The sequence below is a fragment of the Acidovorax sp. NPDC077693 genome, assembly GCF_044542805.1.
Lineage (GTDB): Bacteria > Pseudomonadota > Gammaproteobacteria > Burkholderiales > Burkholderiaceae_C > Acidovorax.
The window spans coordinates 104,716-118,173 of sequence record NZ_JBITVD010000003.1; the positions used below are offsets into that span (position 1 = coordinate 104,716).

The window sequence follows — 13,458 nt, forward strand, 5'->3', positions numbered from 1 at the left end:
GTCGTCGTATCAGTAGGGGTGTTCCCGTAGATCGCATTCCCATTAGCCCGGCTACTGGCTCCAGGGTTTCCCTGCTGCGCCTGGGAAGCCGGGGCTTACCCTGTGCTTTTGACAGGCCCGCACAGCATATAGTCGCGCCCACGCCCGGCCCAGAAGGACGGGTGGTGGCGTGGCACCAAATTTGCTATGCTGGGTTGTCTGTTAAAAAATGTAAGGAAGAGCCATGAATGCTCTGGGCCGTTTTTCGATCCGCACCCGCCTGTACTTCGGAACCGTTTTTTCGCTGATGTTGCTGGTCGTCATTGGCGCCATGGGCTATGTGGCACTGGACCGCACGCGCGGCACGCTGCAGGTGCTGTTCTCGGAGCGGGTGCAGACGCTGACCGACATGTCCGAGCTGCGCACCACACTGGGTGATCTGCGCCGCACCGAAAAAGACATCATCATCAATTTCAACAACTCGGTCGAAGTCTCCGCACTGCGCGAGACCTGGGCCAAGACCCTCGCCGCCCTGCGCAAGAGCCTGGCCGATGTGCGCCAGGTGCAGTCCGGCGATGCAGCGTTTGTCGAGTCCATCGACAAGTCGCTGGCCGAGATCAAGCAGTACGAAACCGGCATCTCCCCCATCTTCGAGCAGATCGAACGCGCGCAACTCGACGGTGCGGGCGGTGGCGCCTACGCCGACCGTTTCAAGGTGCACATGGAAGCCACCGACAAGCTGTTCTCCAGCCTGGCCACGTCGGCCCGCACCCAGATGGACGAGGCCCGCGCGGGCGTGGAGTCGCGCGCCAAGGCCATGTCGGCGCTGATCGGCATCGGCCTGCTGCTGGGCCTGGCGGTGCTGATTCCGCTCACGTTCTTCAGCGTGCGCTCCATCACCAAGTCCCTGGGCCAGGCGCAGGAGCTGGCCGAGCGCATCGCCGGCGGCGACCTGTCGCGCGACGTGGTGGTGATGAACCACGACGAAGTGGGCCAGCTGGTGGTGTCCATGGGTCGCATGCAGGACGCGCTGCGCGGCCTGGTGCGCCAGGTGCAGGACTCGGCGGGCAACATCTCCACCGCCAGCTCCGAGATCGCCAGCGGCAACCACGACCTGAGCCACCGCACCGAGCAGACGGCGGCCAACCTGGAAGAGACTGCATCGTCGATGGAAATGCTGACCAGCACCGTGCAGCAAAGCGCGCAGTCGTCGCGCCAGGCCAGCGACTTCGCATCGTCTGCCGCCGAGGTGGCCGCACGCGGCGGCGCCGTGGTGTCGCAGGTGGTCACCACCATGGACCAGATCACCACCAGCTCGCGCAAGATCGCCGACATCACGGGCGTGATCGACTCCATCGCGTTCCAGACCAACATCCTGGCGCTGAACGCTGCGGTCGAGGCCGCACGGGCGGGCGAGCAGGGCCGAGGCTTTGCCGTGGTGGCCAGCGAAGTGCGCAGCCTGGCCCAGCGCAGTGCGGCGGCGGCCAAGGAGATCAAGGGCCTGATCGGCTCGTCGGTGGAGCGCGTAGAAGACGGCTCGCGCCTGGTGAGCCAGGCCGGCGCGACGATGACCGAGATCGTGAGCAGCGTGCGCCGCGTGTCCGACATCATTGCGGAGATCACCGCGTCGTCGGCCGAGCAGAGCGACAACATCGGCCAGATCAGCCAGTCCGTCACCCAGCTCGACCAGATGACGCAGCAGAACGCCGCGCTGGTGGAGCAGTCCACCGCCGCGTCGGAATCCCTGCGCGAGCAGGCCGTGCACCTGACCAGCGCCGTGCGGCAGTTCCGGCTGCAGGAAGGCGCCGCGGGGTCTTCGCCGGCGTTCGGTGCGCCTGGCGAGCCCTCGGCACCGGCGGTGGCCCAGGCACCGCGCCGGCCCGCGCTGCAGATTCGCTGACCCTGCACAGGGCACAGCCCACACGCAAAAGGCCGGGCGACCGGCCTTTTGCTTTTTGCTCAGGCCCTGTCGCGCAGGAGAATCAGCGGGCGCTGGACGCCGCAGCCGCACCGGTGGCGGCCGGCAGGGCGGTGGCGGGGTTCACGGGGGCAGCGCTGCCCGTGGCTGGCGGCACGGTGGCCGCAGACGAAGCCGCTGAAGCCGGCGCAGGCGCCGTCGCTGCCGGAGCCCGCGCAGGCGCAGTGGTCCACCGGTCGAACCACTGCAGGCGCCACGCAGCCACCCCCAGCGCCACCACCACCACGAGCGCCGCCGCGCTCCACCACAGCGGTGCCTTCGACTCCGCAAACGGGTCCTGCAGCGTGCGGCGCGCAGTGGCAGGCACTTTGGCCGTCTGCGACAGCGAGCTGCCCAGCCGCGTGTTGATGCGCATGCGCCCGTTGATGGCCCAGCCGCTGGCATCCAGCAGCGGCCCCAGGCTGCGCTGGCGCAGCTTGAGCCAGGCGATCAGCATGCTGGGCCCCGAGATGGCCAGCACGATGCCCGCCAGCGCCAGCGGTATCCACACCCCCAGGTCCACGAACTTGGCGAAAACGCCGACCAGCACTGCGCTGATGCTGCCCAGCGCGACGCCGATGGCGGCCACTGTGCCCACGTCGGTACGGCGGGGCACGGTGGCCGTGACGGCGTCCGCAGGCGCCGTGCCCGCAGCCTTCAGGGGCGTGTTGGCCAGCGAGCTGGCCGTGGCGCCCAGGGACTTCTGCGCCCGTGCCTCGCCGGCTGCCGCCCGTTTGGCCACCTGCTCTTCGATGAGGCGCACGAACTTCTTGTAGGGCGACAGGAAGGCCTGGCCGATGCTGGTGGGGTTCTCGACGATGCGGGTGATGGTGGCATCCCAGTCCTGGCCCTTGCGGTCGTAGAACACGCCGTTGCGGCCCACGAAGAGGAAGTCCACATCGCCCGCGGTGAACGCTGCCACGATGCCCATCTTCTGGCCCTTGCGCGTGCATTGGCAGTAGGCGAGGTAGGTCTTGGCCAAGCCCGCCAGCTTGGCGTGCTGCGCGGCGTCGGCCACCTGCACCGTGAGGTCGCAGCTGCGCGCATCCAGGTACAGCGTGCCGGCCTGGAAGATCGCGCCGCGGCGCTGGTAGAACGCGGAGAACGACACGAAGTTGTTCAGCAGCTCCAGCAGGTCGCGCTTGAAGCGCAGCAGCTTTTCCAGGTCTTTGGTGTGCGCGTTGTGCGTCTGCTCGGCCTCGTCGTCGGCGATCAGGTCCATCACGCGCTGGCGCGCGTCCGTGGCGTGCAGGGCGGTCAGCACCTCGTCGCCCAGCGTGTCCACCGCGGTGGCGGGCCGGTCTTGCAGCCATTGCTGGCAGGGCGCCAGCGCCTGCGCGATGGTGTGCCAGCCCTCCTGCGTCAGCGTGTCCACGTCGTGCCCGAGCAGCGGCACCACGGCATGGTCGCGAAAGGTGTGCAGCGCGGCCGCCCAGGCGGGGTTGACCCCCTCGGTCAGCGGCAGCAGGCCGCGCGGCGTGATGGGTGCCAGCGGCAGGGTGGCGATGGCGCTGGATGACAGGTCGAGCTCCTGGCGCGCCATGGCGGTGTATTCCTCCAGCGACGGGTTCAGCGCCGTGGCCGCGCGCAGGTCGTAGGCCGCCAGGCGGCTGCGGGCGAAGAAGTCTTCCACCTTGTGGGCCACCGCGTTCATGGCCTCGGTCGCCCTGAGCGTGTGTTCGCCCAGGGCCAGTGCCGTGGTGGCGTCACGGGCCTTGGCAGCCCAGGCGGCGATCTTGTCCAGGTCGGCAAAGAACGCTTCGGCGCGGGCGCGGTCGATGCCCGGCAGCGGCGGGTCGCCCACGGGCGGGGTGCTGCCCTGGGTCTTCAGGATGTGCTCGATCGCGGTGCGGGCGAGCGCGTCGCCCTGCGCCGTCTCCACGGTGATGATTCCGTCGCCGTTGAACCGCAGGGTACTCAGTTGCTCGCTGCGCGCCACCACCTCGGCCAGCGAGATGGCGGTGGCATCAGGGCTCCCCGCCATGGCGAGGATGCGACGCGCTGCGCCTGCCAGCGCCGCACCCGGCTCGGTGCTGTCGTCGATGGCTGCGATGTCCAGCGTATCGCCGGGCCGTGTCAGCTCGGCAGGGTCGCGCAGCTGCGCGCAGGCCCAGGCACAGGCGGCCAGCAGTTCCGGGGGGCGGATGCGGCCGTCGTGGTCGATGTCGATCAGATCCAGCGTGCGCTCGTCGAACTCGATGCCGCGCGTGGGGCAGGCCAGGGCCACCCAGAGCTTCTGGTCCAGCTCCGGCAACCGGGCGATGTCCTCGCCGGATCGGATGATCACCTGGTCCACGCCCCCGGCGCGGAAGAATTGCCATGGGTGGGGCGGGGTCGGTGGTGGGTGCATGGGAATGGGTGCGGGCGCGATCGGCGGGCCAATGGGAATGGAGGCGGGGCGGATACCGCGGCGGGCGCAGGCCGCGCCTCGCCGGGTTGCAGGCTTTCCATTCTGGGCGGCTGCCTGCCCGGCTTCCAGCGGTCACGGGCCAGTGGCCCTGTCAGACTGGGCTGACAGCAGCGCCGGGCGATCCGTAGGGGAAGATACGGAAGGTTTTGGCCGCTACCGCGCTATGAGAAAGCGCTGGCAGCTACAAAAAATATAGCGTTTCGTGGTGGGAGTAACCCGGGGCGAGGGCGCAATGCGCTGCATCGCGCAAGCCCTCGCCCGCACCGCGCCCGGCCGTATCCCCGGCGGTGCGGGTCTGCCGGACGCTCAGTCGCGCGTGACGCGCAGCACTTCTTCCCGGCTGGTGATGCCCGCGGCGATCAGGCGTTCGCCATCGTCGCGCATCAGCGCCATGCCGTCGGCCATCGCCGCGGCGCGGATGTCGGCTTCGGATGCCTGGTTGTGGATCTGCGCGCGGATCGCGTCGTTGGTCACGAGCAGCTCGAACACACCGGTGCGGCCCGTGTAGCCCGTCTGGCCGCAGTGCTCGCAGCCGCTGCCGTGGCAGTGGCTGCAGTACTTGCGCACCAGCCGCTGCGCCAGCACGCCCAGCAGCGACGACGACAGCAGGAAGGGCTCCACGCCCATGTCGGTCAGGCGCGTCACCGCGCTGGCGGCGTCGTTGGTGTGCAGCGTGGCCAGCACCAGGTGGCCCGTCAGCGAGGCCTGGATGGCGATCTGCGCGGTCTCGAAGTCGCGGATTTCACCGATCATGATGATGTCCGGGTCCTGCCGCAGGATGGCGCGCAGGGCCTTGGCAAAGGTCAGCTCGATCTTGCTGTTGACCTGGGTCTGGCCCACGCCCGGCAGCTCGTACTCGATGGGGTCTTCCACCGTCATGATGTTGTTGCGCGTGGCGTCCAGGCGCCCCAGGCCCGCGTACAGCGTGGTCGTCTTGCCCGAGCCCGTGGGTCCGGTCACGAGGATGATGCCGTGCGGCTGCGAGATCAGGCCTTCGAAGCGGTGCAGCGTGTCGCCCTGCATGCCCACGGCTTCCAGGCTCAGCTTGCTTTCGCTCTTGTCCAACAGGCGCAGCACGGCGCGCTCGCCATGGGCGCTGGGCAGGGTGGACACGCGCACGTCGATGGCCCGCGTGCCCAGGCGCAGGCTGATGCGGCCGTCCTGCGGCAGGCGCTTTTCGGAGATGTCGAGGTCCGCCATGATCTTCAGGCGCGAGATCAGCGCGGCGTGCAGCGCGCGGTTGGGCTGCACCACCTCGCGCAGCGTGCCGTCCACCCGAAAGCGCACGCTGGAGTGGCGCTCGTACGGCTCGATGTGGATGTCGCTCGCGCCGTCGCGCGCGGCCTGCGTGAGCAGGGCGTTGAGCATGCGGATGATGGGCGCGTCGCCGGCGGATTCCAGCAGGTCTTCCACCGCGGGCAGCTCCTGCATCATGCGCGAGAGGTCGGCGTCGCTCTCGACCTCGCTCACCACCGTGGCGGCGCTCGATTCGCTGTGCGAGTACGCGGCGCTGATGCGCTGCGCCAGGCCCGGCGCGTCCAGCGGCAGCAACTGCTGCACCGCGTGCTTGCGCAGCACTTCGGACAGCGCACCCGCGTCGGGGGCCGGGCCGTGCCACAGCACAAGCTGGTGGCCGTCATCCTCCAGCAGCAACTGGGCGGTGCGGGCAAAGGCGTAGGGCAGGGGGTGGCGCATGGGCGGGCGATCCCTGGTTTACAGCGGCTGCGCCGCCACCGTGGCGTTCAGCGCCAGCTTGCCGCGCACGGTGGCTGCGGCGGCCTGGGCAGCCTCTTCGGTCGCGTAGGGGCCAACGCGCACGCGGGTGGCCGTGCCGCGGTTGGTCTCCACGGACTGCAGCGCCAGCGGCAGCGCCGAATTGCGCAGGCGGGCCATCGAGGCCTTGGACTGCGCGTCATCGCCGAAGGTGCCGATGTTGACGTAGTACAGCGAAACCGCGGCCTGGGGAGTCGCGGGCGGTGCTGCAACAGGTTGCGCAGGCGCACTGCTGATCGGTGCGCCGGTGGGTGCTGGCGGAGGCAGCGGCACCACGGGGGTGAGTTGCTGCATGGGGACGGGCACGGGCACAGCGGTCGCCGGTTGCGCAGGGGCAGGGGCGGTGAATCGCTCCGGCAGAGGAGGCAATATGGGTGCGCCCGACACCGTCTTCATGGGCAGGCTTGGAGCGGGCTGCGTGGCCTGCTGCAGCGCGCGGATGGCTTCATAGCGGTCCACCATCAAAGCGTCGCTGGTGGCGTTGTCGCGCACCACGATGGGACGCAGGAAGACCATGAGGTTGGTCTTGTTGCGCGAGCGGGTTTCGCTGCGGAACAGGTTGCCCACCACCGGCAGATCGCCCATCACCGGCACCTTGTCCTGGCCTTGCTGATAGCTGTCTTCCAGCAGGCCGCCGATCACGATGATGCTGCCGTCGTCCACCACCACGTTCGATTCGATGGAGCGTTTGCTGGTGCTCGGACCGTTGGCGTTGCTGAGGGTCGACGTGTCGATCTTGGAAACCTCCTGGTAGATCGCCATCTTCACCGTGCCGTTTTCGCTGATCTGCGGTCGCACCTTGAGCATCAGGCCCACGTCCTTGCGCTCGACGGTCTGGAACGGGTTGACCGTGCTGCTGCCCGTGGTGTTGGCGTACGAACCCGTGACGAAGGGCACGTTGTTGCCGATGATGATGCGCGCCTCTTCGTTGTCCAGCGTCATCAGGTTGGGGGTGGAGAGCACATTCGCGTCCCCGCTGTTCTGCAGGAAGTTGGCCAGTGCCCCCAGGTAGTATTGGCCGTTGATGCGCGGCGCCAGCGCCACGTTCAATCCCTGACCGAGGGTGCCCGCGGCCGAGGCGATGCTCGCAGCGTTGCCCGATGCCAGGGCCGCGGTGATGCCCAGGATGTTGGCCCCGGCCTGCCCGGAGTTGGTGCCGATCACGCCCACGGTACCGTCGCCTTGCTTGCCCAGAATGCCCTGCCACTGAATGCCGAACTCGGCCAGCTTGTTGGCCGAGATTTCCACGATCAGGCTTTCCACCAGCACCTGCGCACGCCGCCCGTCCAACTGGTCGATGACCGTGCGCAGCTGGCGGTACAGCGGCTCCGGCGCCGTGATGATGAGCGAGTTGGTGGTGGGGTCCGCCTGGATCTGGCCGCCGGTGGATGGCTGGTTGTTGTTGGTGCTGCTGGTGCCCATGGCGCTGCTGCCCGCACCCAGTCCGCCCGAACTGCTGTTGGACAGCCCCGTGCCCGTGGACAGCATGCTGCCGCTGTTGTTGCCGCCGCTCAGGCTGCCGCTGGGCGTAGCGGGGCTGCTGACACCGCCGCCGCCTGCGGCACCCCCCGCACTGTTGCCCGTGCCCATCGCCGCCATGGCAGCGCGCAGGGTGGTCGCAAGCTTGGTGGCGTCGGCATTCTTGAGGTAGACCACGTGGATGTTGCCGGTGGATGCGCTGCTGCCGGGCACGGGGGCCTGGTCCAGCCGGTCCACCAGCGCGCGCACCTGGGCCACGCGCGCCGGGTTGGCGGCGCGCAGGATCAGCGAGTTGCTGCGCGGCTCGGCGATCAGAGTGGTCTTGAACGACGTGTCCGACTGCCCCTGGCCAGCGGCCGGCACGCCCACGGCGGCACTGCCGCCGTCGATGAGGCGCGCCACCAGCGGCGCCAGGTCGGTGGCCACGGCGTTGCGCAGCGGGATCACCTCCACGTCGCTGGCGTTGGAGACGTCCATCGCTGCCACGATGCGCGCCAGGCGCTGCAGGTTGTCGGCGTAGTCGGTGATGACCAGCGAGTTGTTGCCGGGGTTCACGTTGATCGTGTTGTTGGGGCTGATCAGCGGGCGCAGCACGGGCACGAGGTTGGCCGCGTTTTCGAAGTTGAGCTTGAAGATCTGCGTGACGATCTGCCCGCCGCCCGGCGCGCTGCCGGAGCTGCCCTGCACCACGCTCACGCTGCCGCCCTGCAGCTTGGCATCGGCCTCGGGCACCACCTTGTACAGGCCCGCCGCTTCGACCACGGTGAAGCCCTGCAGGCGCAGCGCGGCCAGGAACTGCTGGAAGGCCGCCGCCGGGGTCACGGCGCGCTCGGTGACGAGGTTGAGCTGGCCCTTCACGCGCGGGTCCACGACCACGTTGCGGCCGGTGATGGTGGCCATGGTGCGCGCCACGGCTTCGATCTCGGCGTTGGCGAAGTTCAGCGTGACCGGCTCGCCCGATCGCACGCTGCCGGTGCGGGTGTCGATGGCGGTTTGTGCATTGATCTGGCCGCTGGCGCAAGCCAGCAGGACGCTGGCAGCTATCGCTTTAAGAGCAAAATCAAGGCGGGGTGAGAACAAGGAAGTCATAGGGTCAACCCACGGTGATGATGGAGCGCGCGCCGCTGCGCCGTCCAATGATGTTCAGAAGATTGGCCAGGGCCGCTTCGCGCTCGGGGGCCGCGCTGGCCTCGCCCGTGAAACGCAGGCGCTGGCCCACCCATTGGCCTGAGCCGCTCAGTTGCAGGTGTCCGTCGAGCGTGCTCAGCGTGAGCGTGGGCACTTCGCCGCCCTGCACCGCCAGCCTGTAGCTGCCCATGGGGCGCAGGGTGGACAGTCGCGAGGACATGGCCCGCGCATCGAGCTGCGCCTGGCCTGCCAGGGTCATGCGGCCAGCGCTCCAGCGCGCCGCCAGGCCGCGGGTCTGCAGCACCAGCTGCCCCTGCGGCTGCAGCGTGTTCCAGGGGGTGCCCAGGCCGGTCAACACGGACGCGGGCCACAGGCTTTCGCCGTCGATCACGGTCAGCCGTGCGCCGGACAAGCCCGCGCTGGCCTGCAACTGCAGCGGCTGGGGTGTGCAGCAGTCGGCATGGATCTGCACATGCAGTCCGCCCCAACTGGGGCGTATGCGCCAGTCCAGCCGCCCCGGCAGGGCGGTGCGGTCCTGGCTGGCGCTGCCGCCGGTCAGCACCAGTTGTGCCGAGCCGGTCCATACCGTTCCGCGCGCCTGCAGCAACTGCACCTGCCCGCCGGAGGCGTTGGCCACGTTGTCGGCCAGCCAGTGCGCGGGTGCAAACACCACCACGGCGGGCAGCATGCCGGCCAGGGCGCCCGCCAGCGCCCAGCCCCAGGCAGAGGGGGGCGTGCGGGTCACGGGTGGGCGGTGTCGGGAGGAAGTGGCCACGGGTCTCGTTGCGTTCAGGGCTGGGCTGGCGGCAGGGCCAGCACCAGCGTGCCATCCCAGCGCGGCATGGCGCGGGCGCTGCCCAGCACCACGGGTGCTGCCGCCCCGTTGGGGGTTGCGGGTGCGGCCGCGGCGCTGCGTGCCAGGCGCGCCTCGATGGGCGCTGCGCGCGCATTGCTGCGGGCCTGGGCCAGCCACTGGCCCAGCGCGTCGGCGGGGGCGCCCTTGAGCGTGACGGTGGCGCGGTCGCCGATGACATTGATCTGTGCCGTGTTGCCCAGGCGCTGCGCCAGTGCGGCACGCAGCGCACCCACCGAGTCACCGCGCGTGTTGCGGGGGGCGGACTGCAGCTGCTGCGCTTCTGCGCGCAGGCTTTGCATCTGCTGAAGCTGGGCGTCGAGCTCTGCATGGCGCGCGGGGGCGGCGCGCAGCGTGGCCAGGGCCGGTGCCACGGCCACCCACCACAGCAGCGCGAACGCCACGAGACCGCCAGCGGCCAGCACCAGGGTCTGCTCGCGTGGGGCCAGGGTTTGCCAGCGGGCGCGCAGCGCGGCGCTGGACGACGGGCGGGTGCTCATGGTGCGCCTTTCGCAGTCGGTGGCAAACGGCCTTCGGCGGCGCGCAGCAGCAGGCTGCCGTCGTCCACCCGGGCCTGGTAGCCCGCGGCCTGCAGGCTGGCAGACAGCGCGGTTTCTTCGTCCGGACCCAGGGTCACGCCGCGCAGGCGCAGCTCGCCCGGGGTGTATTCGATGGCGGTGGGCTGGCGTCCGGCGGGCAGTGCTGCGCCCGCGGCGGCCAAGAGGGGCTCCAGGTCGCGGGTCGACACGCTGCCGGCGGCTTGCCGCAGCTGCGCCAGTTCGCGCTCCATCTGAACCGGTGCGTCGACCACCACCTGCACCTTGGGGAAGGTCTGCGTCAGCGTGGAGCGCACGGCGGCCTGCTTGGCCATCATGGCCTGGCGCTCCTGCCAGGCCCAGGCATTGAGGCCCACCAGATGCGCCACCACCAGCAGCGCGGCGCCCCAGCGTGCGGCGCGCCATTGCGGTGCATGCAGCAGCGCGCTGGCCAGGCTGCCCGCCTTGCGCAGGGCGCGTGTGCGGCCGGTGCTGGCCAGGTCGAATTGGGCCAGGTCCCAGTCGCTGCGCGCGGCATCCAGCGCGCGCTGGCTGGCGGTGTGCAGCGCCACGCGCTGCCCCAGGGTGCGCTCGGCCAGCGCTGCCACGGCGGGCTCGGCACGCACCACCAGGGCGTCGTCCTCGTCGCCGGGCGCAGGGGGTGTGCCGGGGGCGCCGGCGCGGGCCAGCGCCAGGGCCATGTTGGACAGGGGCAGCACGGCCACGCCTTGGCTGGGGCCCTGGCCGGTGAGCACCACGCACGCGTCTTCGGGGGTGCCCAGTGCGCACAGTTCGGGGCGGCCGCTGGCAGTGGGGCCGGGCGCGAATTCAGGCACCACGCGCGCCACGCGGCGGCCCGCGGCCTCCAGGGCCTGCAGGTTTTCGCGCAGCCAGGCGCGGTCGCACACGGCCACCCACAAAGGCTCGCCCGCCTGCGCGCCGGGCTGCAGCGCGAAATGCAGCTGGCTGGCGTCGTCCAGAAGGCGGTCTTCCAGCAGGCCGTCAAGCACCGAGCGCAGGCGCGGCGTCTGCTGGCCGGCACCGAGCGCGATGCCCGGCGGCAGTTGCACGCGTTGCCACGACAGCGCGCGCGCGGGCACCACGGCCACCACCTCGCCGCCGGGGCGCGTGGGTTCAGGCAGCAGGGCCGCCGGGGCGGTGGCGTGTCGGATGGCAGTGTGGCCGTCCGCCGTCAGCGTGTAGCTGTACTCGGTGGCGGGGCCCGGACGGGCCGACGGCAGGAAAAGGATGAGGGTGCTCATGGAGGGGTTTTGCGGGCCATTTTAGAGGGCGGACTTGACACTGTCGGGCCAACGCCGCCCAGGTGTCTCCAATACGCTGCGTCTGGGCGCAGGTTCTATCGCGGCACCTGGGCCGTGCCGGGGCCGGATTCACGGTCGAAGGCCCCGCGTTCGCGCCACAGGGTGGTGACCTCGATGCCCTGTTTGCGGACCAGCGAGCGCTCGTCCACCATGGCATCGCCCAGCCGCAGCCGGCCGCGCACCTCGAAGTACGACGAGGCCACGGCCAGCGTGCTTTCGGGGATGTCGATGGTGGCGCCCAGCAGTTCGCGCACCTCGGACAGCGTGCGGAAGTGGCGCGACTCGCGGACCTGCAGGATCTTCTGGGCGCTGGCCATGTCGAGGCCGGCGATGGCCGCCAGCAGCACGTCGATGCCGGCCGTGTTGATGTTGACGGGAGTGTTGGGAGGCAACAACGACACATGGGGCGTGAGCGCGAGGACGGTGCTTTGCGACAGGCCCAGCCAGCCTAACTGCGTGATGGATGGCGGCATCAGCGGGGCATTGCCGCTGTCTCCGCTGCCTGCAGCCTGGGCGCGCTGCATGCCGTCCACCAATGCGCTCAGTTCCTGCTGCGGCAGGCCCAGCCGCTCGAACAGCCGCATGAATTGCCGCTGGCCCACGTCCTGCACCTTGCCGTTGACCACCAGGTTGGACAGGTTCAGCCGCCCCTGCGCGTCGGTGATCTGGCCCGAGAGGAACGCCTCTGTGGTGTCGGTGCTGGCATCGTCCACCTGGCTCACGTTCTTGTCGGCCGCCAGAAAGGTGGACAGGCGGGCCTCCTGCAGCGGCACGGCCCAGGGCTCGGCCAGGTGGTCCGCGCCGCCCGAGCGGCCGTCCTCGCGCAGGATCAGGCGCGAGAAGTCGAGCGAGCCGATGAGGATCCATGCCGACTGCACGCGCGCGCGCTCGGCCGTCTCGACCTCCACCGCCCGCCACTGCTGCCACATGGCCGACGCGGCGAACGTGGCCACGAGGGTGACGGTGAGCATGGCCAGCAGCAGCGCCGCGCCGCGCGCCTGGTGCAGCCGGCGCGCTCCTGCCGCACGCCGCGGCGCCGGCCGGGGTCTGGCTGCGGCAGGGCTTGCGCGTCCGGTCGGCAGGTCGGTGGGGCTGTGCGGGCGGGGGGTCATGTCCGGCCTCCGCCCAGCAGCGGGTTCACCCAGTCGCGCGTGAGCTGCCCGACCAGCGCCTGGCCCGGGGGCAGGGTGATCTGCAGGCGCACGCCGTCAGGGATGGCGGCCGTGGTGCTCTCGGCGGTGGTCGTGCCGCTGCTCGACTGCGCGTTGGACCAGGCACCGCCGCGGTAGTAGAAGATCTGCCAGTCCTGCAGCGGCAGCAGCGCCATCTCGTAGCGCCGCTCCGCGTCGCCAGGGGTGCGCGCCCACTGGGCGGCCAGCGCCCAGGCTTCCTGCCACTGGGCGCGCGTGCGCACCGGGGGCGATTGCCAGCGCACCCATTGGCCCGCGCCCTGCGCGCCGCGCAGCGTCCAGGCCACCACCAGCGCGCCCTCGTCGGGCACGGCGCTGGTGCGGCGCGTCAGGCGCAGCACCTGGCCGTCCCAGTCGAGCGGCGTGGTGTTGGCAATCGGCATCAGTGCATCGAGGTCCGTGCCCCACTGGCCCAGGGACGACTGCAGCACCAGCATCTCATCGGCCCGCTGCCGCGTGATCTCCTGCGCCCGCACCATGCCATCGAGCCCGCGCCAGCTGAGGATGGCCAGCAGGCTCATCACCGCAATCGCGAGCAGCAGCTCGACCAGCGTGAAGCCGCGTGCGGCCTTCGAGGCAGATCTGCGTTGAAAAATACAGAGCCATTTCCGACGAGCTGGCCGAAGCGCCGCGCGAGGCTTCGACAAGCTCAGCCCGAACGGTTGGGGTGGATGGCACGCGAGGCCGCACGGAGCAGGCGCGGCGTGATGCAAGTGCACCCGTGAAGATGGTTCTGCCATCCCGTCGGGTTCGTCCCCACCACCGGTGTAAGGCGGGAGTCCTACCGCCGTGAATCCACGCGCGACCGTCTCAACCGGCGCGGCGCAAGGC

The 13,458-nt window shown here is 70.3% G+C and carries 9 protein-coding genes; 1 reads left to right on the forward strand and 8 read right to left on the reverse strand.

The features are described 5' to 3' along the window. The first annotated feature begins 223 nt into the window (after nt 1-223). Nucleotides 224-1,879 (forward strand): methyl-accepting chemotaxis protein, encoded by a 1,656-nt coding sequence (locus ACIGHN_RS04470; RefSeq protein ID WP_396503429.1) that lies wholly within the window; start codon nt 224-226, stop codon nt 1,877-1,879. Between the two features lie 82 nt (nt 1,880-1,961). Here the strand turns inward: ACIGHN_RS04470 and ACIGHN_RS04475 are convergent, their stop codons facing one another. From ACIGHN_RS04475 to ACIGHN_RS04510, 8 genes are all read right to left on the reverse strand, one after another. Beyond that, the gene (locus ACIGHN_RS04475; RefSeq protein WP_396503430.1) at nt 1,962-4,286 is read right to left on the reverse strand and encodes a hypothetical protein; all 2,325 of its coding nucleotides are present in this window, start codon (nt 4,284-4,286) and stop codon (nt 1,962-1,964) included. Nucleotides 4,287-4,652: 366 nt separating this feature from the next. Then, nucleotides 4,653-6,041, reverse strand: coding sequence for a GspE/PulE family protein (locus ACIGHN_RS04480; RefSeq protein WP_056415093.1), 1,389 nt, complete (start codon nt 6,039-6,041; stop codon nt 4,653-4,655). Between the two features lie 18 nt (nt 6,042-6,059). Next, a complete protein-coding gene (gene gspD, locus ACIGHN_RS04485; protein ID WP_396503431.1) occupies nt 6,060-8,687 on the reverse strand; it encodes a type II secretion system secretin GspD in 2,628 nt (875 codons plus the stop codon). A 4-nt stretch (nt 8,688-8,691) separates the two neighbouring features. Beyond that, nucleotides 8,692-9,501 (reverse strand): type II secretion system protein N, encoded by an 810-nt coding sequence (gene gspN, locus ACIGHN_RS04490; protein ID WP_396503432.1) that lies wholly within the window; start codon nt 9,499-9,501, stop codon nt 8,692-8,694. A 14-nt stretch (nt 9,502-9,515) separates the two neighbouring features. Beyond that, nucleotides 9,516-10,079 carry a type II secretion system protein GspM gene (gspM, locus tag ACIGHN_RS04495; protein ID WP_056415100.1) on the reverse strand — a complete coding sequence of 188 codons (564 nt, stop codon included), beginning with the start codon at nt 10,077-10,079 and terminating at the stop codon, nt 9,516-9,518. Further along, nucleotides 10,076-11,377 carry a type II secretion system protein GspL gene (gspL, locus tag ACIGHN_RS04500; RefSeq protein WP_396503433.1) on the reverse strand — a complete coding sequence of 434 codons (1,302 nt, stop codon included), beginning with the start codon at nt 11,375-11,377 and terminating at the stop codon, nt 10,076-10,078. The genes gspM and gspL overlap by 4 nt, the downstream gene beginning before the upstream one ends. A 95-nt stretch (nt 11,378-11,472) precedes the next feature. Then, nucleotides 11,473-12,549: a type II secretion system minor pseudopilin GspK gene (gspK, locus tag ACIGHN_RS04505; RefSeq protein ID WP_396503434.1), complete on the reverse strand. Its 1,077-nt coding sequence runs from the start codon at nt 12,547-12,549 to the stop codon at nt 11,473-11,475. After that, entirely contained in the window at nt 12,546-13,223 is a 678-nt protein-coding gene (locus tag ACIGHN_RS04510; RefSeq protein ID WP_396503596.1) for a type II secretion system protein J, read from the reverse strand. The genes gspK and ACIGHN_RS04510 overlap by 4 nt, the downstream gene beginning before the upstream one ends. Between the last annotated feature and the right edge of the window lie 235 nt (nt 13,224-13,458).

Bases quoted from the DNA above. Each gene is read 5' to 3' on its own strand.
- gspD (WP_396503431.1), bottom strand. From the start codon at position 8,687: ATGACTTCCTTGTTCTCACCCCGCCTTGATTTTGCTCTTAAAGCGATA.
- gspL (WP_396503433.1), bottom strand. From the start codon at position 11,377: ATGAGCACCCTCATCCTTTTCCTGCCGTCGGCCCGTCCGGGCCCCGCC.
- ACIGHN_RS04480 (WP_056415093.1), bottom strand. From the start codon at position 6,041: ATGCGCCACCCCCTGCCCTACGCCTTTGCCCGCACCGCCCAGTTGCTG.
- gspM (WP_056415100.1), bottom strand. From the start codon at position 10,079: ATGAGCACCCGCCCGTCGTCCAGCGCCGCGCTGCGCGCCCGCTGGCAA.
- gspK (WP_396503434.1), bottom strand. From the start codon at position 12,549: ATGACCCCCCGCCCGCACAGCCCCACCGACCTGCCGACCGGACGCGCA.
- ACIGHN_RS04470 (WP_396503429.1), top strand. From the start codon at position 224: ATGAATGCTCTGGGCCGTTTTTCGATCCGCACCCGCCTGTACTTCGGA.
- ACIGHN_RS04475 (WP_396503430.1), bottom strand. From the start codon at position 4,286: ATGCACCCACCACCGACCCCGCCCCACCCATGGCAATTCTTCCGCGCC.